This is a genomic window from Mycobacterium sp. GA-1285 (assembly GCF_001499905.1).
Lineage (GTDB): Bacteria > Actinomycetota > Actinomycetes > Mycobacteriales > Mycobacteriaceae > Mycobacterium.
This window is the reverse complement of the sequence record NZ_LQIS01000024.1, coordinates 20,655-43,685: the sequence shown is the minus strand read 5'-3', so window position 1 is coordinate 43,685 and position 23,031 is coordinate 20,655. Positions and strand designations below refer to the sequence as shown.

Here is a 23,031-nt window from a genome sequence, read left to right as displayed (position 1 = left end):
GTGGTCTCGGTCACCCTGCTGGTGTCACTGGCCGTCTATGGTTCCAACGGCAACTTCAACCTGTCCGGATAGGTGGAGCCGATGAAAAGTAGTGTGGTGCGCCCGCTGACCGGCTTGGCTTTGATCGTCACGATCTGTTTGATTGTCGCCTTGGCGGTTGCCCTGTTCCAGGGCAGCTTTACCAAATCCGTTCCGGTGACGGTGATCTCGGAGCGGGCGGGCCTGGTGATGAACAACGACGCCGATGTGAAGATGCGGGGCGTCGACGTCGGCAAAGTCGAGTCGATCGAAAGCCGGCCCGATGGCACCGCAGCGCTGCACCTGGCGATGGACCCGGCGCAGATGCACCTCATTCCGTCGAACGTCGATGTGGACATCGCGTCGACGACAGTGTTCGGCGCGAAGTTCGTCCAGATGAAGCCCCCGGAGAATCCGTCGGCGGAGAAACTGCGTCCGGGCCAGGTGATTCAAAGCGACAGCGTCACCGTCGAGATCAACACGGTGTTCCAGCAGTTGGTCAACGTGCTCGACAAGATCGATCCCGCGAAGCTGAACCAGACCCTCGGTGCGATCGCGACCGCGTTCAACGGCCGCGGGGAGCAGTTCGGCCAGACGCTGGTCGACTTCAACGCGCTACTGGCCAAGATCGACCCGAGCCTGCCGAATCTGGAAGCCGACATCGAGGCCTCGGCACCGACGTTCAACGCCTACGCCGACGCTGCGCCGGATCTGATGTCGACGATTCGCAGCACCACATCGGTGAGCAACTCGATCGTCGACCAGGAGCAGAACCTCGATCAGTTCCTGGTCAGCGCAATCGGGCTCGCCGACATCGGCAACGAGGTGATCGGCGGGAACCGGGAGGCGCTGGCTGACGTGCTGGAGAATCTCGTCCCCACCGCCGAGTTGCTCAACCTCTACAAGAAATCGCTCTGGTGTGGCATCGGCGGGCTGGTGCCCTTCGCGAAGTCACCGCCGCAGTTCTCGGGCGTCATGGTCAGCGCGGGACTAACGCTCGGCGTCGAGCGGTACCGCTATCCCAGGGACCTGCCCAAGGTCGCCGCCTCGAGCGGGGGGCGCGACTACTGCAAGGAGCTCCATTTGCCTGAACTGGAGCCGGGTTTCGTTCCGCCGTCCATCGTCGGGGACGTCGGCGCGAATCCCTCGCAGTACGGGAACGCGGGCATTCTGCTGAACTCCGAGGGACTGAAGAACTGGTTGTTCGGGCCTCTCGACGGGCCGCCGCGCAACACCGCACAGATCGGAATGCCGGGATGACGCGACCAATAGGAACGCTCGTAAAGTTCTCGATCTTCGGGATCGTCATGGCGGTCTTGACGGCCTTCCTGTTCCTGATCTTCAGTGATTCCAGAGGCGGTGCGTCCGACGGGTACAAGGCCGTCTTCATCGATGCCTCCCGCCTCAAGACCGGCGACAGCGTGCGCATCGCAGGGATTCGGGTCGGCACCGTGCAGGGCGTGTCGCTTCAGGCCGACCGCAGCGTTCTGGTCGAATTCGACGCCGACCGCAGCACCAAACTGACCACCGGGACACGGGCAGCCGTCCGGTACCTCAACCTCACAGGGGATCGTTACCTGGAACTGATCGATACCCCGGACTCCGCTCGAATCCTGCCGACTGGCGCCACGATCCCCGCCGACCGGACCGCACCGGCGCTTGACCTCGACCTTCTGCTCGGCGGTCTCAAGCCGGTCATCCAGGGTCTGAACCCGGAAGACGTGAACGGGTTGACCTCGTCGCTGATCCAGATCCTGCAGGGTCAGGGCGGCACCTTGGAGTCACTGCTGTCGAGGTCGTCGTCCTTCACCAACTCGTTGGCCGACAACAACCAGGTCATCGAGCAGTTGATCGACGAATTACGGTCGGTGCTCGACACATTGGACAGAGACGGCGAGCAGTTCTCCGGCGCTATCGACCGGCTGGACAGACTGGTCGAAGGGTTGTCGGCGGACCGCGACCCCATCGGGGAAGCCATCGAGCAACTCGACAACGGCACATCGTCCCTGGCGGACCTGCTCGGCCGTGCCCGCCAGCCGCTGGACCACACGGTCAACGAGTTGCACCGGCTGGCCCCGCTGCTTGGCAACGACCTGCCGCGCTTGGACGCGACTTTGCAGCGTCTTCCCGAGATCTACCGCAAGCTCGCGCGCGTCGGGTCATATGGGGCCTTCTTCCCGTACTACGTCTGCGGCGTCACGTTCCGCGCCAGCGATTTGGAAGGCCGCACCGTGGTGTTCCCCTGGATCAAGCAAGAAACGGGAAGGTGCGCTGATAGATAGATGGACAAGTACAGCGGCCCCCATCTCATGAAGGCCGGCGTCATCGGCGTCGTGCTGGTGATCCTGGTGATAATCGTCGGGTTGCAGCCGGAGCGGTTGATGTCGTACGCCACCGGGCTGCGATACCAGGCGCTGTTCACCGAAGCCGGCGGCCTCGTCGGCGGTAACGACGTCACGTTGTCCGGGATCAAGGTCGGTTCGGTCTCGTCGGTCGAACTGGTCAACGGCGATGTCCTCGTCGGGTTCACGGTTCAGAGCAAGTACGCGCTGGGCTCCGAGACCACCGCGCACATTCGAACCGGGACGCTCCTCGGCGAGCGAGTTCTGGCGCTGGAGTCGGAGGGCACCGGAACGCTGGATCGCAGCCAGACCATTCCGACCACACGAACGTCGTCGCCGTACTCGTTGACCGACGCGGTCAGCGATCTCACCGCCAACACCGCCGCCACCAACACCGAAACGCTGAACCAGTCGCTGGACACGCTGGCCGCCACGCTCGATCAGGTTGCGCCGCAGCTCGGTCCGACGTTCGACGGATTGTCCCGGCTGTCGCGGTCGCTCAACAACCGCAACGAAAGCCTCGCCGAGTTGCTGAGAACCGCCGGCGATGTCACCGGGATCTTCGCCGAACGCAGCAGTCAGGTGAACTCGCTGATCCTCAACGCCAACGACCTGCTGGCGGTGCTCAACGAACGTCGGCACGCGATCGTCAGCCTGCTCAAGGCCACCTCGGCGGTTTCACAGGAGCTCACCGGCGTGGTGGCCGACAACGAGCAGGAGCTCGCACCCACGCTCGACAAGCTCAACGAGGTGGTGGCGGTGCTGGAGAAGAACCGGGACAACCTGGCCAAGATGCTGCCGGGAGCGGCGAAATACTATCTGACACAAGGCGAGATCGTGTCCAACGGTGCCTACTACAACGCTTTGGTCCCCAATCAGATCCCAGTACCGCCGCAGCTTCTCCAGCCGTTCTTGGACTACATCTTCGGGTTCCGTCGCGGCATGGACGCGGGTCAGCCGCCGGACAATGCCGGACCGCGGGCGGAACTACCGTTCCCCGTCAACGCCATTCCGCAGCCAGGAGATCTTCCCGATGATGGCACCCCGTAAGCGTCTGGTGGCCGCCACGGCGGTCCTGCTGGCCATCGGACTGGTCGCCGGCGCAGTGTTCCTCGTCCGCCAGGTGTTCTTCGGGCCGAAGACCATCACGGCCTACTTCCCGACCGCGACGGCCATCTATCCGGGTGACGACGTGCGGGTGTCCGGTGTGCAGGTGGGCACAATCGAGTCCATCACACCTGAGGGCACCCAGACCAAGATGGTCCTCAAGGTGGATCACGGGGTGCCGGTTCCGGCCGACGCCAAAGCGGTCGTCGTCGCGCAGAACCTGATCGCGGCCCGCTACGTGCAGCTCACGCCTGCTTACCGCAACGGCGACGGACCCAAGATGCAAGACGGCGCGGTCATCCCGATGGAGCGCACCGCGGTTCCCGTCGAGTGGGACGAGGTCAAGACGCAATTGATGCGGCTGGCAACGGACCTCGGGCCGGAAGCCGGGGTGTCGGGCACGTCGATCTCCCGGTTCATCGACAGTGCCGCGAACGCGATGGGGGGCAACGGCGACAAGCTCCGGCAGACGCTCGCCCAATTGTCCGGCGCGGCGAGGATTTTCGCCGAAGGCAGCGGGAACATCGTCGACATCATCAAGAACCTGCAGATTTTCGTCGGTGCGCTGCGCGACAGCAAGCAGCAGATCGTGATGTTCGAGAACCGGTTGGCCACCCTGAGTAGTGTCCTCAATGACAACAGGTCCGACCTCGATGCGGCGCTGAGCGACTTGTCGGTGGCGCTCGGGGAGGTACAGCGGTTCGTGGCCGGCATCCGAAACCAGACCTCCGAGCAATTTCGGCGGTTGGCCAACGTCACCCAGGTTCTGGTCGACGAGAAGTTGGCGCTGGAGAACGTGCTGCACATCACGCCGAACGCGATCGCGAACTTCGCGAATATCTACTATCCCAACGGTGGTTCGGTCAGCGGCGCTTTCTCGCTCGTGAACTTCAGCAATCCGGTTCTGTTCTTCTGCAGCATGATCGGTGCCGTCGCGAACGTCACGGCACCCGAAACCGCAAAGCTGTGCGCGCAGTACCTCGGTCCGGCGCTGCGCCTGCTCAACGTCAACAACATCCCGTTGCCGATCAACGCCTATCTGAGGCCCGCTATCAACCCGGACCGGTTGATCTACACCGACCCGAAGCTCGCGCCGGGGGGTGCGGGGCCGCAGGATCCGCCCGAACCGTTCCCGGACGTGTCCGCCTACCTCGGGAACGGCGATGTCCCCCCGCCGCCGGGGTGGAATGCGCCCCCCGGTCCGCCGGGGCTGTATAGGCCGGACGCCGACGCACCGGCGATACCGTCGCCGCCGTTGTTCCCGGGCGCGCCCATCCCCGGACCTCCGCGGGTGTTGAGCAACATCCCTGCGGGCCCCACGACGGTGGAAGGCATGCTGCTGCCGCCGACTCCCGCGCCTCCCGGCCCACCGCCGGGACCACCCTTGCCTGCGGAGGCCCCGTGATGATCAGCAGGAGCGATGTGAAGCGGTTGACGATTGCCGGTGCGTGCGTGACTCTGACGCTGACCGGTTGCTCATTCCAGGGCCTGAACTCGCTCCCGCTGCCGGGGGCGGTCGGGCGGGGGCCAGACGCGGTGACCTATCAAGTCGAAGTCGCGAATGTCGCGACCCTGGAATCGAATTCACCGGTTCTCATCGACGACGTGGTGGTCGGCAGTGTCGGTAAGATGACCGTCGAGGACTGGCACGCCAACGTGCAGATTTCGGTCAAACCCGATGTGACGGTGCCCGCCAACGCCGTGGCGACGGTCGGGCAGACCAGCCTGCTCGGATCGATGCATCTGGCGCTCAATCCGCCGCTCGGCGAAGAGCCGAGAGGTCGGTTGCAGCCGGGTGCGACGATCCCGTTGGGTGACTCCTCGACGTACCCCTCCACCGAGCGGACACTGTCCGCGCTGTCCACCGTCGCCAATGGCGGCGGGCTGGGGCAGATCGGCGACATCATCTCCAATTTCAACGTCGCGTTGCATGGGCGGGAACCGCAGATCCGCGAATTGCTCAGCCGGCTGGACAATTTCGTCGGAGTCCTCGATCGCCAGCGCGACAACATCATCGCCTCGATTCAGCAGTTGAATCGCGTCGCGGGTACGTTCGCCTCGCAGCGCGATGTGATCGATCGGGCGCTCAAGGAGATCCCGCCCGCGCTCGATGTGCTCATCCGCGAGCGGCCGCGCCTGACCACTGCGCTGCAGAAGCTGGGGCAGCTCAGCGACACCGCCGATCAGTTGGTCGACGACGCCGGTGACGACCTGGTCAAGGACCTCGAGAACCTGGGTCCGGTGTTCGGTGCACTCGCCGATATCGGGCCGGATCTGAACCTTGCGTTGTTGTGGGCCACCGCGTTTCCCTACGGGCCTACATTCGCCGACCGGATCACCCGGGGTGACTACATCAACCTGTTCGCCACCTTCGACCTCACCTATCCGCGACTGAAGAAGACCCTGCTGCTCGGCACGCGGTGGGGTGACGAGAATGCCAAACTCATCCCGGCGCCCGGTGATCCCTACTACATGAATTACTCCTACAGTCCGATGGCGATCGGCGTAGCGCCGCCGCCGGGACTGCCGCCCCCACCCGGGGGGCCGCCCGCCCCGGCGGTATCACCGGCGAGCGGGCCGCTGTTGCCGGTCGCACCGCCGCCGCCGGCCGCGCCGTGGCTGCCTCAGTCCCAGCCGATCACGTCGTCGCAGATTTTCGCGGGGCCGTACGGGGCGTCGGCGCCACCGGCGCCCGTTCCGCCGGCTGAACCGACACCGGGAGGTGGTGGCTGATGCTGACTCGATTCGTCCGAAATCAGTTGATCATCTTCACGATTGCGTCGATTTTGGGCGTCACCGTGATGATCTTCACCTACATGCAACTGCCCACCCTGCTCGGCATCGGCCGATTGAAGGTGACGTTGGAGTTACCCGCCGCGGGCGGGCTCTATCGCTTCAGCAACGTCACCTACCGCGGGGTGCAGATCGGGGAGGTGACCTCGTTGACGCTGACGGAGAACGGTGCTGAGGCGCACTTGTCACTCGACACCTCACCGAAGATCCCCGCAGACCTGCAGGCCGAGGTGCGCAGCGTGTCCGCTGTCGGTGAGCAGTACGTGGATCTGCGGCCCCGCACCGATTCGGGACCGTATTTGCAGAGCGGACAACGCATTCCAGCCTCGAGGACCACCCTTCCACAAGAGGTCGGCCCGATGCTGGACCGGCTCAGCGCGCTGGTGGACAGCATCCCCGGGGACCGGATCGCCGACCTGCTCGACGAGTCGTTCAAGGCCTTCAACGGAGCCGGTCCGGACTTCCAGTCCCTGCTCGACTCGGCATCGAAGGTGACCGACGAGGTCAGCGGCGTGTCCGACCAGACCCGTGGGCTGATCGACGACACCCGGCCGCTGCTGGAATCGCAGGCCGAGACCACCGAGCAGATCCGTACGTGGGCGCGGAGCCTGGCCGGCGTCACCGGTCAGCTGGAACAGAACGATCCGGAGATCCGCAGAATACTGCAGCAGGGACCCGGATTCGCGCAGGAAGTATCCCAGCTGCTCAACGACGTGAAGCCGACGTTGCCGATTCTGCTGGCGAACCTCACCACCGTCACGCAGGTCCTTCTCACCTACAACCCGGCCCTCGAGCAGCTGCTCGTCATCTTCCCGGGCATCATCGCCGCCCAGCAGTCGTTCGGCCTGCCGGGCAACAACCCCACGGGCCTGCCGAGCGGCGATTTCGCGCTCACCATGAACGACCCGCCGTCATGCACCGTGGGATTCCTTCCGCCGTCGCAGTGGCGTTCCCCGGAGGACCAGACCACCATCGACACGCCTGACGGCTTGTACTGCAAGCTGCCGCAGGACTCGCCGATCAGCGTGCGTGGAGCCCGCAACTACCCCTGCATCGAACATCCCGGCAAGCGGGCGCCGACGGTCGAGCTCTGCAACGACCCAAGGGGTTTCGTTCCGCTCGCGATGCGCCAGCACACGTTGGGGGCGTACCCGATCGACCCGAACCTCATCTCTCAGGGCGTCCCGCCCGATGACAGGGTCGACTTCGAGGAGCGGATCTACGCGCCGGTGCAAGGTACGCCGCTGCCGCCGGGCGCCGTGCCGGCGGGAGCGCCGCCCGGTCCGTCGGCCCCGGACTCTCCGCCGTTCCCGGCGCCGGAGGTGTTGTCACCGCAGCCAACGCCGACCGTGCCTCCGCCGCCACCGCCCGCGCCGCCGCCGGCGCCGGGAGCCGTTCCCGCTGCGCCGGCCGCTCATGGCGCTGCGGCCTCTGAGCGTGGCCCGTCGGTGGCCGTGGCGACCTACGACCCGAGTACGGGTGAATATCTCAGTCCCGACGGCTTACTGCAGCAGGAGACGCTGCCGAGCAAGAATCCGAGGTCCTGGAAGGACCTGTTGCCGACCTGAGCAGGCTGGGCGGTCAGGACAGCTTCTGCATCTTCACCGGCATCTCGACCGAGCTGGTCTGGTTCCTGCCACAGGCGCCGCTTGCGGTCTGGGTTATGTCGCGACCGGCCAGAAACGTGATGTTCTTATAGAGGCGTTCGTTGCGGGAGGGATCGAATCCCCACAATATGAACTTCTGGTGCCCGGGGGCGAATGTCCCATTGGGGCAGGGCATCCAGTTTGGGATGTCGTGATCGACGAACCAATGGTCGTCGAGCCGGATGAGGGCGGTCCAGCCGCGGTCGCTGCTCACCGTTCCGCTACATTCGATCGGGCTGATGCAGTCTGTGCTGACAGTCCAGGTTTGGACTACAGTCTGATCGTCGCGGAAGACGTCGGCGCCACCTGCGCCATGGGGGCCGATACTTTTCTTCGCCCATTCCCCGTCCGAGATCACCAGGAAGGTGCCATTGAGCGCGACGCCGAAATCTTCGGCATACGCCGGTGTTGCGGTCCCCAAGCCCACTACGAGAGCGATCGCCGCGGCGCCCGCGGCCCAGTCAGCACTGCGCATGCCGAAAGCCTATCGCGCCTGGTAGTTCTGCTCTTCGAAAGGGAGAATTTCACTCCCACGCTATGTGAGAATGTGCGAATGCGGTTCCCCGTCGCAGTGTTCGCTGGCCTGCTGTCGTTCGCGGCGCTCACGACAGCACCGCCCGCCGCCGCTCAGCCGCCGTTGCCACCGCTACCCCCGCCGGGTGCCGAGTGCAACCACCCCAACTGCACGCCGGGCATCAGGCCGGGTGTCATCCTCGGGTCGTACTGCAACAACACGACCTACTACGCCTTCGGCGTCACGTCATGGGGGCGATTGGTGTTCTGCGGATCGCCGCGGCGATACGAGCCGCGCTGGTTCCGTTCACCCGAGATGCACGGCGTGAAGAACGAATTCGACTTGTGCCCGTTGCACGTGGGAGAGGTGGCCCAAGCACCCGATGGGCTGTTCCTCACCTGCGTGGCCAAGGACGGCCGCTCGTATTGGGAGCGCGGCGACCTGTAGCGGCGACGGGCGACCTGTAGGCGGCGACGAGAGCTGAGCGCCGGAGCGGTCAGCCGAGCGGCTTGAACTCGATGTTGATCTCGGTCAGTCCACGCAGGATGAACGTCGGCTCGTAGACGTAGCGGCGGGCGTCGATCGGCCCGTGCTTCTCCTCGCTGACCGTGATGTCGCCCAACCGGTCGAGAAGCCGTTCGATCGAGACGCGGCCTTCCACGCGGGCCAACGGGGCACCGGGACACGAGTGGATCCCGCGGCTGAACGCGATGTGCTCGCGAACGTTTTTGCGGTCCAGCTGGAACTCGTGCGGATTGTCGAACCGCTTGGGGTCGCGGTTGGCCGCACCCGGGCTCACCATCACGGTCGTGCCCGCGGGCACCGGGGTCTCGCCGAGAGTCGTTGTCTTACGGGCCATCCGGAACACGCTCTTGACCGGGCTGTCCATCCGCAGGCACTCCTCGATGAACACCGGGATCAAGCTCCGGTCGTCGCGCAGCCGCTGCTGAATGTCGGGCCGGTCGCTGAGCACCCGCATCGCCGCGCCCAGCAGTTTGGCGGTCGTCTCCTGGCCTGCGGCGAACAGGAAGGTCGCGGTGCGCACCACGTCGACGACGTCGGGCGTGGAACCGTCTGGATACTTCGCGGTGGCGATCGAGGTGAGCACGTCGTCGCGCGGGTTCTCGCGGCGCTCCTCGATGTACCGTGAGAACTTCTCGTCGGCCCACTCCAACGGATTGGTGGCGATCACCTCGTGGTCGAGTCCGCCGATGTTAGAGCCCGGACGCTGGGCGCCGAACGACTCGCGGAACGCCTCATGGTCCTCCTCGGGTACGCCGAGCAGGTCCGCAACGACCAACAGCGAGAACGGTTTTGCGTACGCGGCGAGGAACTCGCACTTGCCGTCGGCGATGAACTCGTCGATGTGCCGGTCGGCCAACCGCCACATGAAGTCCTCGTTCTCCTTGAGGCGCTTGGGGGTCAGCAGCCGGGCCAGGATCGAGCGCGCGTCGGTGTGCTGCGGCGGATCCATCGTGACCATGTGCTCGAACATCGGAATCTCGGTGCGGTGCTTCTCGAGCTGCTCGCAGATGTCGTCCCCTTCGGGCGTGAACGGCATCGGCGTGAACGGGCCCATCACCGCGACACAGGACGAGAAGTTCTCGCTGTCCTTGTAGACGTTGTTCGCCGCTTCCCATCCGGTCACGGCGAGCACGCCGTTGTTGATCGGACAACAGACGGGATCCTTCGAGCGGATGTGGTCGTAGTACGGGTGCGGGTCGGGCACGAGGGAGGGATCGGTGAAGTAGTCAACCGAATCGAAATCAGTGGTCATGATGTGAAGCCCTCCGGGGTCGACGCTGCCCGCGTGATGGTGAGCGGACACTGCCGCTCCTGAATCTGTTTGGCTGAATATGCTGAGCACTTGCTTAGCATGGGCTTAAGGTCATGGTCAAGATCGCGCGACGGGGCCCCACTACGATCGGCGTGTCGGAAGGGCGGGAAGAGAAGTGATCGGATGACTAGGGGTTCTGGGCCGGCGCGACGGATCGGGGCGCCGGACGCGAAAAATCGCGGCGTACTGCTGGATGCCGCCGAGCAGTTGCTGCTCGAGGAGGGCTACGCCGCGGTGACATCGCGACGGGTCGCCGACAGGGCGGGCCTCAAACCGCAACTCGTGCATTACTACTTCCGGACGATGGAGGACCTTTTCCTGGCCGTCTTCCGCCGGATGGCGGAGGCAGGCCTCAAAGCGCTCACCGAGGCGCTCGCGTCACCCCAGCCGCTGTGGGCGCTGTGGAGGTTCAGCACTCAACCGGAAGCCACCCGCCTGACGATGGAGTTCATGGGCCTCGCCAACCACCGCAAGGCGCTACGTGCCGAGATCATCTACTACGCCGAGCGGTTCCGTGACGAGCAGAACAAGGCGATCGCCGCCGTTCTCGAGCGCTACGGCGCCGATGCCAACGAGGTGCCGCCGGTGGTGTGGACGGTGTTCGCGACGAGCGTGTCCCAGGGCCTGGTCGTGGAACGCGCACTCGGCATGACGACCGGGCATGCGGAGACCTTCGCGTTCTGTGAGAAGTGGATTCGTCGCCTGGAGGGTGAACCGCTCAGCTGATCAAGCGAGTTCGACGAGGGTCACCAGCTCCTGATCGAGCAGAGCGCGCCCTTCGGACCTTGATGCGTCTTCACCACGACACCGTCCACCGCGAGTACGCAGTGGATGTTGGGATTCGCCTCGCCAGGTCCGCTGGTCGCCGTGACCATCGCCCAGTCGTCGGGGCTAGCCAGTTGCACGTCGAGGTTCCACTGCTGGTCTGGACCCACCTGTGCCTCGACCTTGGGGCTGAACTCGTAGGGATTGTGGCTGTAGGCGGCCCAGTTCGGGGGATCGACGTCGCGGTAGTAGATGTCGACGAAGAACGGCTGCTCGGAGAACACCGAGTACTTGACGTTGTGCAGCGGGGGCAGCGGCGGCGGCTCCTGTGCCACGGCCGGCGCGCTGACCGACAGCACGCCGGCTGCGGTCACCATGGCTGCCGCGACGGGAGCGAGCAGCGCGGTCCGGGCCGGGCGACGGAAGATCATTTTCGGATCTTAGAACGCTGGTGGCGGGCCAGGTCGCGAATCGCGAACCGCATCAGACCGAGAGGATTGTCGCCGACGCGGTGCCGGGAGCGCCGTACACCTGAGCGAGACCCGTTTTGGGCTCGCCGGGGACCTGACGGTCGCCGGCCTCGCCACGCAACTGCCGGACGAGTTCGTGCACCTGTCGCAGTCCCGAGGCCCCGATCGGCTCGCCGTTGGCGATGAGCCCGCCGTCGGTGTTGATCGGCAGCGAGCCGTGGATCTCGGTGGCGCCGTCGGCAAGTAGCTTCTCCTGCTCACCGTCGGCGCACAGGCCGGTCTCGGCCATGTGGATGACCTCGGCGCCGGCGTCGGTGTCCTGCAGCTGCGCGACGTCGACGTCCTCCGGTCCCAGGCCGGCCGCCTCATACGCCGCCTTGGCGGCGTACACGGTCGGGGAGGCATCCTCGTCGAGCGGCGCCGATGTCGCGTGGACTTCATAGGCGCCGAAGCGGCGGGTGCGAATCTCGGTGGCGCGCACGTAGACTGGTTTCTTGGTGAAGCGGTGCGCAATATCGCCGCGGCACATGATCACCGCCGCGGCGCCCTCGTCGGGCGCGCAGAACATGTACTGCGTCAGCGGGTAATTCAGCACCGTCGAATTCAGGATCTCCTCTTCGGGGATGGCCTTGCGTCGGAACGCGTTCGGGTTCAACGCGCCGTTGCGGAAATTCTTGGCCGCCACTTTGGCCAACGTGGCCTGCGAGATACCGTGCTTGTGGATGTAGTGGTTGGCCTTCATCCCGAAGAACTTGGTGGTGACGAACTGACCGTTCTCGGCATACCACTGTGGCAGCGCGAGTTTGGCCGGATCGTCGGTGAACGCACCGCGCGGATGCTTGTCCAGGCCGATCGCGATCCCGATGTCGTATTTGCCGAGCCGGATGGTGTCCGCGGTCTGCTGGATCGCACTAGCGGCGGTCGCGCACGCGTTGAAGACATTGGTGAACGTGATGCCGGTCAACCCGACGAGCCGGGTCACCGCGTCGGGGTTGGACACCTCGTAGCTGCCCCCGAAACCGAACTGGATGTCCTTCCATTCCAGGCCGGCGTCGGTGAGCGCGGACTGGATGGCCTCGGCGCCCATCTCCATCGCGGTCTTGGGGAATCGGCCGAACGGGTGTAGTCCCACGCCGATGATCGCCACGTCGTTGGTCATCTCGGTGCTCCTGTCTAGACGGGCTTGAAGGCGAAGGTGACGACCTCGTTGCCGTCGTCATCGGTGGTGAACGGCACCATCGTCAGCTCTACTTCCATGCCGAACTCGAGCTTGGCGGGGTCGTTCTCGGTGAGCCGGCCCTCGACGCGGATGACATCCTCGAGCTGGACCAGCCCGACGCCGAACGGCACGAAGTCGTCGCCCGTGGGCCCTTTGTACGGGGGCCCGGGTGGGAAGCCCTGCGTCGTCCAGGCGACCAGCGTGCCGCGCCGGGGCAGTTTGAGCTCCGACATTTCGCCGGCGCTGCACCGGGGGCAGCGTTGCTGAACCGGGAAGGCGGTGGCGCCGCACGCGCCGCACCGGCTCCCGAGCAGCTGCGGATTGTCGTCGGGCCATGTCGAGATTTCGGGCGCGAGCGCCACTTGCTGTGTCGGCACGCGCCGACGATAACCGGAAATGACGTTCTCGTCTAGAGAGAACCAGGGTCGTCAAGTGGTCAACTCGCTGCTAGCCTCCCCGGTGTGGACGCCGACAAAGCGCAGATCGCCGAGGTCCTGATTCGCTACGCGACGGGGATCGACTTCAAGGACTGGAAACTGTTCCGCACGTGCTGGGCCGACGAGGTCGACATCGACTACGGCGATCTGGGGACTTTCACCGACGCCGACGCCTTCACCACGCTGATGGAGCAAATCCACGGCGGGATGGGCCAGACGTATCACCGCATCTCCAACATCGCCGTCGACGTGAGCGCCGACCGGGCGTCGGCGCGGTCCTACGTGCACGCCGTGCTGAAGGCGGTACCGGACGACAACGGAAGCTGGATCGACGCGCTCGGCCACTACGACGACGAGCTTGTCCGAACCGCGGATGGTTGGCGAATCGTCAAGCGCACCACCAACATCGCGCGAGTGATGAGCGCGGCCGGCGTGGCGCAGTGACCGCCGACTTCGCCGCGCGGTACGGGCCGTGGGCCGTGATCGCCGGCGCTTCGGAGGGCATCGGCGCCGAGGTGGCCGACCAACTGGCCGCGCGCGGGCTCGATCTCGTCGTCATCGCGCGCAACGGCGCTCTGCTCGAGCAGGTCGCCGCCGCGGCGCGTGATCGGCACGGCGTGCAGGTGCACGTTCTTGTGCAGGACCTGACCGCCCCCGACATGGTCGCGAAGGTGGCGGCGGTCACCGACGGCCTCGAGGTGGGGCTGGTCGTCTACAACGCGGGGGCCTCCGATCGCACAACGACCTTTTTCGAGAACGAACTGGAGTACTCGCTCAACCAGGTCGCGCTCGACTGCGTAGGGCCGATGGCGCTGGCTCGTCACCTCGGGCCGCCGATGCAGGAGCGCGGCCGCGGCGGCATCGTGATCGTCGCGTCGCTGGCCTGCCTGGCCGGGTCGGCCACGCTGGCGGTGTACTCCGCGGTCAAGGCGTTTCAGCACACGTTCGCCGAGGGTCTGTGGGCGGAGCTGCGCCCACACGGCGTGGACGTGTGCTGCACCCCGCTCGGCATGACCTACACCCCGGCGCTCGCGCGGATGGGGGTCGAGTACGACCCGCAGACGCAGATGCGCGCCGAGGATGTCGCCGCCGAGATCATCGCGAACATCGGCAACGGCCCCACCTACGTCGTCGGTGAGAACAATCGCGTGATGGCGTCGCAGGTGTGGACGATCGACCGGCGGACACTCGTCGAGATGATCAGCGCCGCCTCAACCGATTTCGCCGCCAAGAGGAGGGACTGACATGCGAGCGGTGGTGTTGCGCGACGGAAAGCTCGACGTCCGCAAGACGGCTGACCCGTCGCCCGGCCCGGGCGAGTTGTTGATCCGGCCGCTGTCGGCGGCGATCTGCGCCTCGGACGTGCACTACATGGACCACCCGAACTCGTCGCCGCGGTTTTTGTGGGATCCGGATCGCGACACCGTGATGGGCCACGAGTTCGTCGGCGAGGTGGTGGGCCACGGCCCGGACTGCTCGGACGACTTCCCGGTGGGGACACGGGTCACCAGCATGCCGATCCTGATCCGCGCCGGTCAGGAGCCACTGGTGATCGGGCACCATCCAGACGCCCCCGGCGCGTTCGGAGAGTTGATGGTCGTGTCGGAGATGATGTCGCGTCGGGTGCCCGACGGAGCGCCTGACGACGCGGTCGCGTTGGTCGATGCGTTCGCGGTCGGGGAGTACTACGTGCGGTGCTCGGGCGTCGGACCGGGCGACCTCCCACTGGTCATCGGCGCGGGCGCCATCGGCCTGTCGACCGTCGCCGCACTGAAGGCGCGCGGCGTCGCCCCGATCGTGGTTTCGGACTACAGCGAAGACCGCCTGGGCTACGCCGCCGAGTTCGGCGCCGACGTCCTCGTCAACCCGGCGGAGCGCGATCCTTATGAGGTGTGGCGGGAAACGTTCCACGCCAACGGGTTCCACACCACGCAGGTGATCTTCGAATGCGTGGGTGCCAACGGTCTGATGCAGACCATCGTCGACTCCTGCGAGTTTCTGGCGCGCGTGCACGCCGCGGGCGGCTGGTACGACGCGGGGACTATCGACTGCACCGCCGCCACGCACAAGGGCATGACGATCCAGTTCGGCGGCGGACCTCACCCGCAGGACTGGTACGGCACGCTCGACGCGGTCGGCGACGGGCGCCTCGACCCGTCGCCGAGCATCGGGGCGACGATCGGCCTCGACGAGGTGCCCGACGCGATCGATCAGGTACGCCAAGGGGTCGGCCCGCCGCGCATCGTGGTCCATCCTGGGGCGTCATGACGATTCTGCCGGGGCCGATCCGTCAGATCGGGTACGTCGTCACCGATATCGATCGGGCGATCGCGAGTTGGCTGGAGATCGGGGTCGGGCCGTGGTTCGTCATGCGGAATCTGACCTTGACCGCGCGTTACCGCGGCGAACCGTGCGAGATCACGCAGTCGCTTGCGCTGAGCAACAGCGGCGACATGCAGATCGAGGTGATCCAGCAGCACAGCGAGGCGCCCAGCGTGTTCAAGGAATTCCTTGACGCCCACGGTGAAGGTTTCCATCAGTTCGCTTACTGGGCAACGGATTTCGACGCGACCATGCGGGCCGTCGAGACGGCCGGCTGGCCCGTCGTGTGGTCGGGCGGCGAGGACGTCGGCACCCGCTTCGCCTACGTCGAACCACCCGCCGGTGCGGCCCACGTCGCGCAGATCGTGGAGATCATGGAACTGACCGAAATCACGAGCGGCATGGCGGCGTTCGTCCGCGAGGCCGCCGCGAACTGGGACGGCAGCGACCCGGTACGGGTACTGGGCGGCTAGCTCTCTTCGGGCGCGAAATTGCGTTCCAGCAGCGAAAGTGCGAGTAAGAGCCTGCTGGAACGCAATTTCGCGGAATTTACTTGCCGCGGTTCATCGCCTTGTCGGCGGCGGCCCAGTGCTCGTCGGACACCCACAGCCGCGCGAACGCGTCGACGGCCTCGTCGGTCGACGCGCCCTTCATCACGCGCTTGATCTCGCCGGCGGCCCGGTGGGCGAGCTTGCGGGCGATCGCGCGCCAGTCGTCGTCGAACGACTCGCGCGCCAGCACCTGGTCGACCAGGCCGACGCGCTCGGCCTCGTCGGCCGACAGGATCGCGCCGGTGCCGGCCAACAGCAGCGCCCTGCTGTAGCCGACGATCTCGACCAACCGCTCGGCACCGCCCCAGGCGGGCATGATCTCCAGCGCGACCTGGTTGAAGCCGATCTTGATGTCCGAGGCGGCCAGCCGGATGTCGGTCGAAACCGCGAACTCGGCACCGCCACCGAGCGCATGCCCGTTGAGCACAGCGACGGTGACGCCGGGGAAGGACGCGATGCGATCGCACACCGCACGCATACGCCTCGCCATGGCAGCCGCGTCGGCCTCGGTGCGCAGCGTCGCGAGCTGTTTGAGGTCACCGCCCGATACAAACGCCTTGTCGCCGGCTCCCTTGACGACGAGCGCCGTCGCGCGCTGCGCCCCGTCGAGCGCGGTATCGAGTTGTTCCATGGTCTCCGGCGCGATCGCGTTGCGCGCCTGCGGCCGGTCGATGGTGATGACCGCCAAGCCGTCCTCCAACTCGAGGTCTACCATCGATCGTTCTCCATTTGCGATATTGGCATTCTCGATTTGAGAGAATAGCATCGCCTCGAGTCGGAGCAGCCGCCTGAGTGTGGGGAGTCCATGCGCAAGATCCCGGTCGAGCTGACCAAACGCTACGAGGAAGAAGGCTGGTGGACCCGGGACACGCTCGGTGAGCTGCTGGCCCGCCACTTGGCGGCCAATCCGGACACCGGCTTCTGGGTGCACTCCGATACCAGGCCGTTCGCAGGCTCGTTCGCCGACGTCGAACTGCGGGCCCGTCGCCTCGCGGCCGGCCTGCACAAGCGCGGGGTCGGCCCCGGTGACGTGGTCGCGATGCAGCTGCCGAACTGGATGGAGGCCGCGGTCGCGTTCTGGGCCACCACATTTCTGGGCGCGGTCGTGGTGCCGATCGTGCACTTCTACGGTCGCAAGGAACTCGGCCACATCTTGACGACCGCGCGGCCGAAGGTCTTCATCACCACAAGACAATTCGGCCGGATGAGGTTTGAGCCGGATCTGGCGGCCCACGTGCCGATCGTCGCGCTGGTCGGCGCCGACGAGCGCTTGCGCGAGGAGCATGTCTACGGCTTCGACGAACTTCACGACGACGACCCGATGACGGGCACATTGGCCACCGATCCGGCGGGTCCGGCGCTGATCGCGTTCACCTCGGGCACCACCAGCAAGCCGAAAGGCGTTGTGCACAGCCATCAGACGCTGGGATTCGAAACGCGCCAACTGCTGGAAAACTATCCCAAGGACCGCGGAAGGCAGCTCACGGCAACGCCGATCGGTCACTTCATCGGAATGCTCAGCGCGTTTCTCATCCCGGTGCTCGAGGGTGCCCCGATCGATCTGTGCGACGTGTGGGATCCGGGCAAGGTGCTCAAACTCATGGAGTCAGAAGGCCTTTCGATCGGCGGTGGACCGCCGTACTTCGTCACCAGCCTGCTCGATCATCCGGACTGCACCGATGCGCACCGGTCCCGGTTCACCACCGTCGGCCTCGGCGGGTCCACCGTCCCCGCGGCGGTGACGCGTCGGCTCGCCGACATGGGGTTCTTCGTGTTTCGCTCCTATGGCAGCACCGAGCATCCGTCCATCACGGGCTCCCGGCCGACCGCGCCGGCGGACAAACGGCTCTACACCGACGGCGATCCGCGCCCCGGTGTCGAGATCAAGCTCACCGAGGACGGTGAAATCCTCTCGCGCGGACCAGATTTGTGCCTGGGCTACACCGACGACGAGATGACCGAGCGCGCGTTCGACGACGACGGCTGGTATCACACCGGCGACGTCGGCGTGCTCGACGAGGACGGCTACCTCACCATCACCGACCGTAAGGCCGACGTGATCATCCGCGGCGGAGAGAACATCTCCGCCCTCGAAGTCGAGGAGGTGTTGCTCGGTATGCCCGGTGTGGCCGAAGCCGTCGTCGTCGCGGCGCCCGACGAGCGACTCGGTGAGCGGACCGCGGCGGTGCTGCGTATTCGGCCCGGCAGCACCATGCCGTCGCTGGAGGAGGTGCGCGCCCACTTCAAGCGGGAAGGTGTCGCGATCCAGAAGTGGCCCGAGCAGCTGCACGAGGTGCCCGAAGGCGAGGACTATCCGCGCACCGCTAGCGGAAAGGTCCAGAAGTTCGTCCTGCGCGAGCAGGTGCGAGCCAGCAGCGCCGCGACCCTCGCGAGGCGTACAACAGGGTCGTGATCCGGGCCGATCTACAGCCCTGGTGTAGCGCTCGCGAGGCGTACAACGGGGTCGTGATCCGGGCCGATCTACAGCCCTGGTGTAACGCTCGCGAACGATTTCGGGACTCTCGCGAACGAATTCGTACCGCGACCAGACCGTCAGCACATTGCGCACGGGACTCTTATGAGAATAGGATTCTCTTGAGACGAAAAGGAGTGTTCCATGGGGCAACTGTCACACCGGGTCGACATCCCGTTTCCGCTGTTCGATGCGGACAACCATCTCTATGAGCCGCCGGAGGCGATGACCAAGTACTTGCCCAAGGAGTACCAGGACGTCGTCCAGTACGTCGAGGTCAACGGGCGTACCAAGATCGCCATCAAGGGCCAGATCAGCAACTACATCCCGAACCCGACGTTCTCCGTGGTGGCCAAGCCGGGCGCCTGGGAGGAGTACTTCAAGTTCGGAAACCCGGACGGCAAGAGCAAGCGCGAGCTGTTCGGTGAGCCGATGCGCTCGATCCCCGCGTTCTTCGAGCCCGCCCCGCGGCTGGAGCTGATGGACGAGCTGGGCGTCGACCGCTCGCTGATGTTCCCGACGCTGGCCAGTTTGATCGAGGAGCGGCTGCGCGACGATCCGGTCGCCATCCACGTCCTCATCCATTCGCTCAACCAGTGGCTGGACGAGGTGTGGGGCTTCAACTACAAGAACCGCATCTTCACCACGCCGGTGATCACGCTGCCGATCGTCGAGAAGGCGATCGAGGAGCTGGATTGGGCGGTCAAGCGCGGTGCCCGCGCCATCCTGATCCGCCCGGCGCCGGTGCCCGGTTTCCGGGGTCCGCGCTCCTTCGCGCTGCCCGAGTTCGACCCGTTCTGGGAGAAGTGCGTCGAGTACGACGTGTTCATCGGTATGCACTCGTCCGACAGCGGCTATTCGCGCTACACCTCCGAATGGGATGGCGCCGCCCAGGAGATGCTGCCGTTCCAGACCAACGCGATGTCGATCCTCAACGAGTGGCGCCCGATCCAGGACGCGGTGGCCTCGTGGGTGATCCACGGTGCGTTGTTCCGGCACCCCAAACTCAAGGTCGGCATCGTCGAGGCGGGGTCGAAGTGGATGTTCCCGCTGTTGGACTCCATGGCCGAGGTGTACAAGAAGACGCCGGAGAGTTTCCCGGCCAACCCGGTCGAGGAAATCAAGAACCGCATCTACGTCAGCCCGTTCTACGAGGAGGGCATCGACGACCTGATCAACCTGATCGGCGTGGAGCAGGTGCTCTACGGGTCTGACTGGCCGCATCCGGAGGGCCTGGCCGAGCCGACTCACTATGTGACCGCGCTCGAACACCTGTCGGTCGAGGATCAGGCGAAGATCATGGGCGGCAACCTGGGTCGCCTCGTCACCGTGTGACAGTCCGCTGGCAGACCATCCCCGAGATGGTCTTGAGCGCAGCGGACCGCTTCGGCGACGCCGAGGCCGTCGTCGACGGTCCGTTGCGCTTGACTTTCACCGAGTTGATCCATCGAATACGTTGCGCTGCAGGCGCGTTCGCCGACTTCGGCATCGCCAAAGGCGATCGGGTCGCGCTGTGGGCGCCGAACAGCGCCGACTGGATCGTCGCGGCGTTCGGTCTGCTGGTCGCCGGTGGTGTGCTCGTTCCGGTCAACACCCGGTTCAAGCCGGAGGAGGCCGCCGACGTCATCGACCGCAGCGGCGCGAAGGCCGTGCTGGTGCAGAAGGACTTCCTCGGCCTGGACTACTCGGTGACCACGGAGGCGCCGGTGATCGACCTCGGTTCGGGGTTCTTGTCCGCCGGCTCACCGTTCGACGACCGCGTCGGCGACTTGGCGGGCACCGACATCGCCGACGTCATCTTCACCTCGGGCACCACGGGCAGGCCCAAGGGCGCGATGATGAACCACCTCCAGACGCTGCGCGCGTACGAGGAGTGGGCGACGCTCGCCGACCTCCGCGAGGGCGATCGCTACCTGATGATCAACCCGTACTTCCACACGTTCGGGCTCAAGGCCGGGCTCATCGCCTCGTTCTTACGGGGCGCGACGATGCTTCCGGTCGCCGCGTTCGACGTCGATCGGGTGGTCGATCTGGTCGAGCGCGAGCGCATCACGATGCTGCCCGGCCCGCCTACGCTGTACCACTCGCTGCTGACCGTCGCCGACAAGGACCGGCTCGCAACGCTGCGGGCGGGCGTGACCGGAGCGGCCGACATCCCGGTGGAGCTGATCCGCCGGATCCGCGACGAGTTGCCGTTCGGGAGCCTGATGACCGGCTACGGGCTCACCGAAGCGGGCAATGTGACGTTGTCCCGCCCGGGAGACACCCCCGAGGATGTTGCGACGACCGCGGGCCTGCCGTGCGAGGACGTGGAGGTGCGCATCGCCGACGACGGCGAGGTGTTGGTGCGCGGCTACAACGTCATGCAGGGCTATCTCGACGACCCGGTTGCGACGGCCGACGCGATCGACTCCAACGGCTTTCTGCACACCGGCGATCTCGGCGAATTCACCGAGTCGGGGCGCTTGCGCATCGTCGGACGCAAGAAGGACATGTTCATCGTCGGCGGATTCAACGCCTATCCCGCCGAGATCGAAGGCTTCCTGCTCGAACATCCCGCGGTTGCCCAAGCCGCGGTCATCGGGGTTCCGGACGATAGGTTGGGTCAGGTCGGAAAGGCGTTCGTCGTGCGCAGCACCGGTCACGACCACGTCACGGGTGAGGACCTCATTTCGTGGAGCCGGGAACGAATGGCGGGTTTCAAGGTGCCACGCTCTGTAGAGTTCCTCGACAGCCTGCCGTTGAACGCCACCGGCAAGGTGATGAAGGACCGCCTTCGAGACAATCGCCGCTGAGCGGATGCGCAGCGCGTAAATAGCATTTCCGCAGGAAGACGGTCGTTTGCCGGGTGGTGCCCACGCAGGTATCGTCGCGGCGATACTCACAAATCGATAATGGCATTCTCACAAGTAATGAAGCAGACAAGGAGAGCGCTTGTGCCGTCATTCAGGCGCCGCGAATCGGTGATCGACGCGGACCGCGTCGAAAAATCACCGCAGGATGACCCTGGGCAGCGGTCCGCGGACTCGGAGGAGGCACTTCGCCCCGCCGAGGAGGCGGAGGCCAAAGCGGCGGAGGCGGAGGCCGAAGCGGCGGAGGCCGAGGCCGAAGCGGCGAAGGCCGAGGCGATCGCCGCCGCCGCCCGCGCGCGAGCCAAGGCCATCCGGTTGCGTAGGCAGGCCGCCGAGGCGGAGGGCGCGAAGGCGCAGGAGGCGTCCGGGTCTCCCGCGGAAGACGTGGCGGAGCCGGCCGAGGAGACCATGCCTGACTCGAAGGTCGCGGACGACGCGGACGACGTGGACGACGACGTCGTAAAGGCTGACAGTGCCGTAAAGGCTGACGCCGCCGTCGCAGACGACACTGCCGCAGAGGATGACGGCGTCGAGGCGCCGAAGCGATCCCGGCGCCTGCGGATGCCGCGAATCAGGTGGAAGATTGTCGCCGCGGTGGTGGCCGTCGTCCTGATCCTGGCCTTCGGCGCCGCGAGCGGTTACATGGTGTGGCAGCACCGGCTGGCCCAGCAGGAACAGCAGCGCACCGCCGAATTCACCGCGGCCGCGCGGCAGAGCGTCGTGACCCTGATGTCGTTGGACTTCAACAGGGCCCAGGAAGACGTGCAGCGCATCATCGACAACTCGACGGGTCAGTTCAAGGAGGACTTCGAGGCCCAGGCCGAGGACTTCACCCAGGTCGCCAAGGACTCCAAGGTGGTCACCGAGGTCACCGTCAACACCGCCGCGCTGACGTCGATGACCGACAACAACGCCACGGCGCTGGTGTCGGCCACCTCGAGGGTCACCAATACCGCAGGCGCGAACCAGGAGCCGCGGTCGTGGCGCCTGAAGGTGGACCTGGTCCGAGAGGGTGATCAGATCAAGATGTCGAAAGTCGAGTTCGTACCGTGAGCACCGAAGCCAGCGCCGACGAGCCGGATGTGAAAACCGCGCCCTCCGAGGAACCGGAATCGACAGCCGTCGAACCGGAGTCGACGGCGGCCGAGGAATCGCCAGCGGCCGGGCATAGCCGGCCCAAAGCGTGGCGTGGCATCGGCAGACATCTCGGCGCCATCCTGCTGACCCTGCTGCTGGTGGTATCGGCAGGCGTCGCCGCATGGCTCTACTTCTTCCAATACCGACAAGACCAGCAGACCGACGGTGACGCGCAGAGGGTTGCCCTGGAAGCGGCGAAGTCGGGCACCGTGGCGCTGTTGTCGTATGCCCCGGACTCGATGGAGCAGGACTTCTCGAATGCGAAGGCGAACCTGACGGGGGACTTCCTCGACTACTACACGCAGTTCACCGAGCAGATCGTGACCCCGGCGGTCAAGGAGAAACAGGTAAAGACCAGCGCGGCCGTGGTGGAGGCCGGCGTGGCCGAAATGCGTCCCGACACCGCGGTGGTGTTGGTGTTCGTCAACCAGACGACGGTCAGCAAGGAGAACCCCGACGGGGCCTTCGCCGCGAGCGCGGTGAAGGTCGGCATGACCAAGTCCGACGGCCGCTGGCTGATCGACAAGTTCGACCCCGTGTAGCGTCGC

At 65.8% G+C, this 23,031-nt stretch carries 23 protein-coding genes; 17 read left to right on the top strand and 6 right to left on the bottom strand.

Translation table 11 applies throughout. The annotated features are described in order from the left end of the window. The first annotated feature begins 81 nt into the window (after positions 1-81). Genes AU193_RS15175 through AU193_RS15150 form a run of 6 tightly spaced genes read left to right on the top strand, consistent with a single transcriptional unit; the run spans position 82 to position 7,828 of the window. The gene (locus tag AU193_RS15175; RefSeq protein ID WP_064423202.1) at positions 82-1,278 is read left to right on the top strand and encodes an MCE family protein; all 1,197 of its coding nucleotides are present in this window, start codon (positions 82-84) and stop codon (positions 1,276-1,278) included. Then, positions 1,275-2,300 (top strand): MCE family protein, encoded by a 1,026-nt coding sequence (locus tag AU193_RS15170; RefSeq protein WP_064423195.1) that lies wholly within the window; start codon positions 1,275-1,277, stop codon positions 2,298-2,300. Before AU193_RS15175 ends, AU193_RS15170 begins: the two co-directional genes overlap by 4 nt. After that, a complete protein-coding gene (locus AU193_RS15165; protein WP_064423194.1) occupies positions 2,301-3,410 on the top strand; it encodes an MCE family protein in 1,110 nt (369 codons plus the stop codon). Continuing rightward, positions 3,394-4,872 (top strand): MCE family protein, encoded by a 1,479-nt coding sequence (locus tag AU193_RS15160; protein WP_064423193.1) that lies wholly within the window; start codon positions 3,394-3,396, stop codon positions 4,870-4,872. The genes AU193_RS15165 and AU193_RS15160 overlap by 17 nt, the downstream gene beginning before the upstream one ends. Next, positions 4,872-6,200, top strand: a complete 1,329-nt coding sequence (locus tag AU193_RS15155; RefSeq protein ID WP_064423192.1) for an MCE family protein — start codon at positions 4,872-4,874, stop codon at positions 6,198-6,200. The genes AU193_RS15160 and AU193_RS15155 overlap by 1 nt, the downstream gene beginning before the upstream one ends. Next, positions 6,200-7,828, top strand: a complete 1,629-nt coding sequence (locus tag AU193_RS15150; RefSeq protein ID WP_064423191.1) for an MCE family protein — start codon at positions 6,200-6,202, stop codon at positions 7,826-7,828. Before AU193_RS15155 ends, AU193_RS15150 begins: the two co-directional genes overlap by 1 nt. A gap of 13 nt (positions 7,829-7,841) precedes the next feature. Here AU193_RS15150 and AU193_RS15145 read toward each other — a convergent pair whose 3' ends face one another. After that, entirely contained in the window at positions 7,842-8,381 is a 540-nt protein-coding gene (locus AU193_RS15145) for a hypothetical protein (RefSeq protein WP_064423190.1), read from the bottom strand. A gap of 78 nt (positions 8,382-8,459) precedes the next feature. Between AU193_RS15145 and AU193_RS15140 the strand changes: the two genes are divergently transcribed. Further along, positions 8,460-8,867 (top strand): hypothetical protein, encoded by a 408-nt coding sequence (locus AU193_RS15140; protein WP_064423201.1) that lies wholly within the window; start codon positions 8,460-8,462, stop codon positions 8,865-8,867. Between the two features lie 49 nt (positions 8,868-8,916). Here the strand turns inward: AU193_RS15140 and AU193_RS15135 are convergent, their stop codons facing one another. Then, positions 8,917-10,197: a cytochrome P450 gene (locus AU193_RS15135; RefSeq protein ID WP_064423189.1), complete on the bottom strand. Its 1,281-nt coding sequence runs from the start codon at positions 10,195-10,197 to the stop codon at positions 8,917-8,919. A gap of 183 nt (positions 10,198-10,380) precedes the next feature. On the opposite strand from AU193_RS15135, the gene AU193_RS15130 reads away from it, so the two are divergent. Further along, on the top strand, positions 10,381-10,983 hold the full coding sequence (locus AU193_RS15130) for a TetR/AcrR family transcriptional regulator (protein WP_064423188.1): 603 nt from the start codon (positions 10,381-10,383) through the stop codon (positions 10,981-10,983). A gap of 20 nt (positions 10,984-11,003) precedes the next feature. Here the strand turns inward: AU193_RS15130 and AU193_RS15125 are convergent, their stop codons facing one another. The 3 genes from AU193_RS15125 to AU193_RS15115 are packed head-to-tail and all read right to left on the bottom strand — an operon-like array spanning position 11,004 to position 13,088. Further along, the gene (locus AU193_RS15125) at positions 11,004-11,453 is read right to left on the bottom strand and encodes a hypothetical protein (RefSeq protein ID WP_064423187.1); all 450 of its coding nucleotides are present in this window, start codon (positions 11,451-11,453) and stop codon (positions 11,004-11,006) included. A gap of 52 nt (positions 11,454-11,505) precedes the next feature. Next, complete coding sequence (locus AU193_RS15120) at positions 11,506-12,651, bottom strand: thiolase family protein (protein ID WP_064423186.1); 1,146 nt, start codon at positions 12,649-12,651, stop codon at positions 11,506-11,508. Between the two features lie 14 nt (positions 12,652-12,665). After that, positions 12,666-13,088 carry a Zn-ribbon domain-containing OB-fold protein gene (locus AU193_RS15115; RefSeq protein ID WP_064423185.1) on the bottom strand — a complete coding sequence of 141 codons (423 nt, stop codon included), beginning with the start codon at positions 13,086-13,088 and terminating at the stop codon, positions 12,666-12,668. Between the two features lie 84 nt (positions 13,089-13,172). Here AU193_RS15115 and AU193_RS23370 point away from each other — a divergent pair, with 84 nt between their 5' ends. The 4 genes from AU193_RS23370 to AU193_RS15095 are packed head-to-tail and all read left to right on the top strand — an operon-like array spanning position 13,173 to position 15,943. After that, complete coding sequence (locus AU193_RS23370) at positions 13,173-13,592, top strand: nuclear transport factor 2 family protein (RefSeq protein WP_064423184.1); 420 nt, start codon at positions 13,173-13,175, stop codon at positions 13,590-13,592. Beyond that, positions 13,589-14,392, top strand: a complete 804-nt coding sequence (locus AU193_RS15105) for an SDR family oxidoreductase (protein WP_064423183.1) — start codon at positions 13,589-13,591, stop codon at positions 14,390-14,392. Before AU193_RS23370 ends, AU193_RS15105 begins: the two co-directional genes overlap by 4 nt. Before the next feature lies 1 nt (position 14,393). After that, entirely contained in the window at positions 14,394-15,416 is a 1,023-nt protein-coding gene (locus AU193_RS15100; RefSeq protein ID WP_216637283.1) for a zinc-binding dehydrogenase, read from the top strand. Continuing rightward, entirely contained in the window at positions 15,413-15,943 is a 531-nt protein-coding gene (locus tag AU193_RS15095; protein WP_064423182.1) for a VOC family protein, read from the top strand. Before AU193_RS15100 ends, AU193_RS15095 begins: the two co-directional genes overlap by 4 nt. 76 nt (positions 15,944-16,019) lie before the next feature. On the opposite strand, the gene AU193_RS15090 is transcribed toward AU193_RS15095, so the two are convergent. Next, complete coding sequence (locus AU193_RS15090; protein WP_064423181.1) at positions 16,020-16,736, bottom strand: enoyl-CoA hydratase/isomerase family protein; 717 nt, start codon at positions 16,734-16,736, stop codon at positions 16,020-16,022. Between the two features lie 90 nt (positions 16,737-16,826). Between AU193_RS15090 and AU193_RS15085 the strand changes: the two genes are divergently transcribed. The 5 genes from AU193_RS15085 (at position 16,827) to AU193_RS15065 (ending at position 23,025) form a co-directional block, all read left to right on the top strand. Next, complete coding sequence (locus AU193_RS15085; protein WP_064423180.1) at positions 16,827-18,434, top strand: AMP-binding protein; 1,608 nt, start codon at positions 16,827-16,829, stop codon at positions 18,432-18,434. A 204-nt stretch (positions 18,435-18,638) separates the two neighbouring features. Further along, the gene (locus tag AU193_RS15080) at positions 18,639-19,829 is read left to right on the top strand and encodes an amidohydrolase family protein (RefSeq protein ID WP_064423179.1); all 1,191 of its coding nucleotides are present in this window, start codon (positions 18,639-18,641) and stop codon (positions 19,827-19,829) included. Further along, positions 19,826-21,289 (top strand): FadD3 family acyl-CoA ligase, encoded by a 1,464-nt coding sequence (locus AU193_RS15075; RefSeq protein WP_082682996.1) that lies wholly within the window; start codon positions 19,826-19,828, stop codon positions 21,287-21,289. Before AU193_RS15080 ends, AU193_RS15075 begins: the two co-directional genes overlap by 4 nt. A 141-nt stretch (positions 21,290-21,430) precedes the next feature. After that, positions 21,431-22,399 carry a hypothetical protein gene (locus AU193_RS15070; protein WP_064423178.1) on the top strand — a complete coding sequence of 323 codons (969 nt, stop codon included), beginning with the start codon at positions 21,431-21,433 and terminating at the stop codon, positions 22,397-22,399. After that, positions 22,396-23,025: a hypothetical protein gene (locus AU193_RS15065; protein WP_253867847.1), complete on the top strand. Its 630-nt coding sequence runs from the start codon at positions 22,396-22,398 to the stop codon at positions 23,023-23,025. Before AU193_RS15070 ends, AU193_RS15065 begins: the two co-directional genes overlap by 4 nt. The last annotated feature ends 6 nt before the right edge of the window (positions 23,026-23,031 follow it).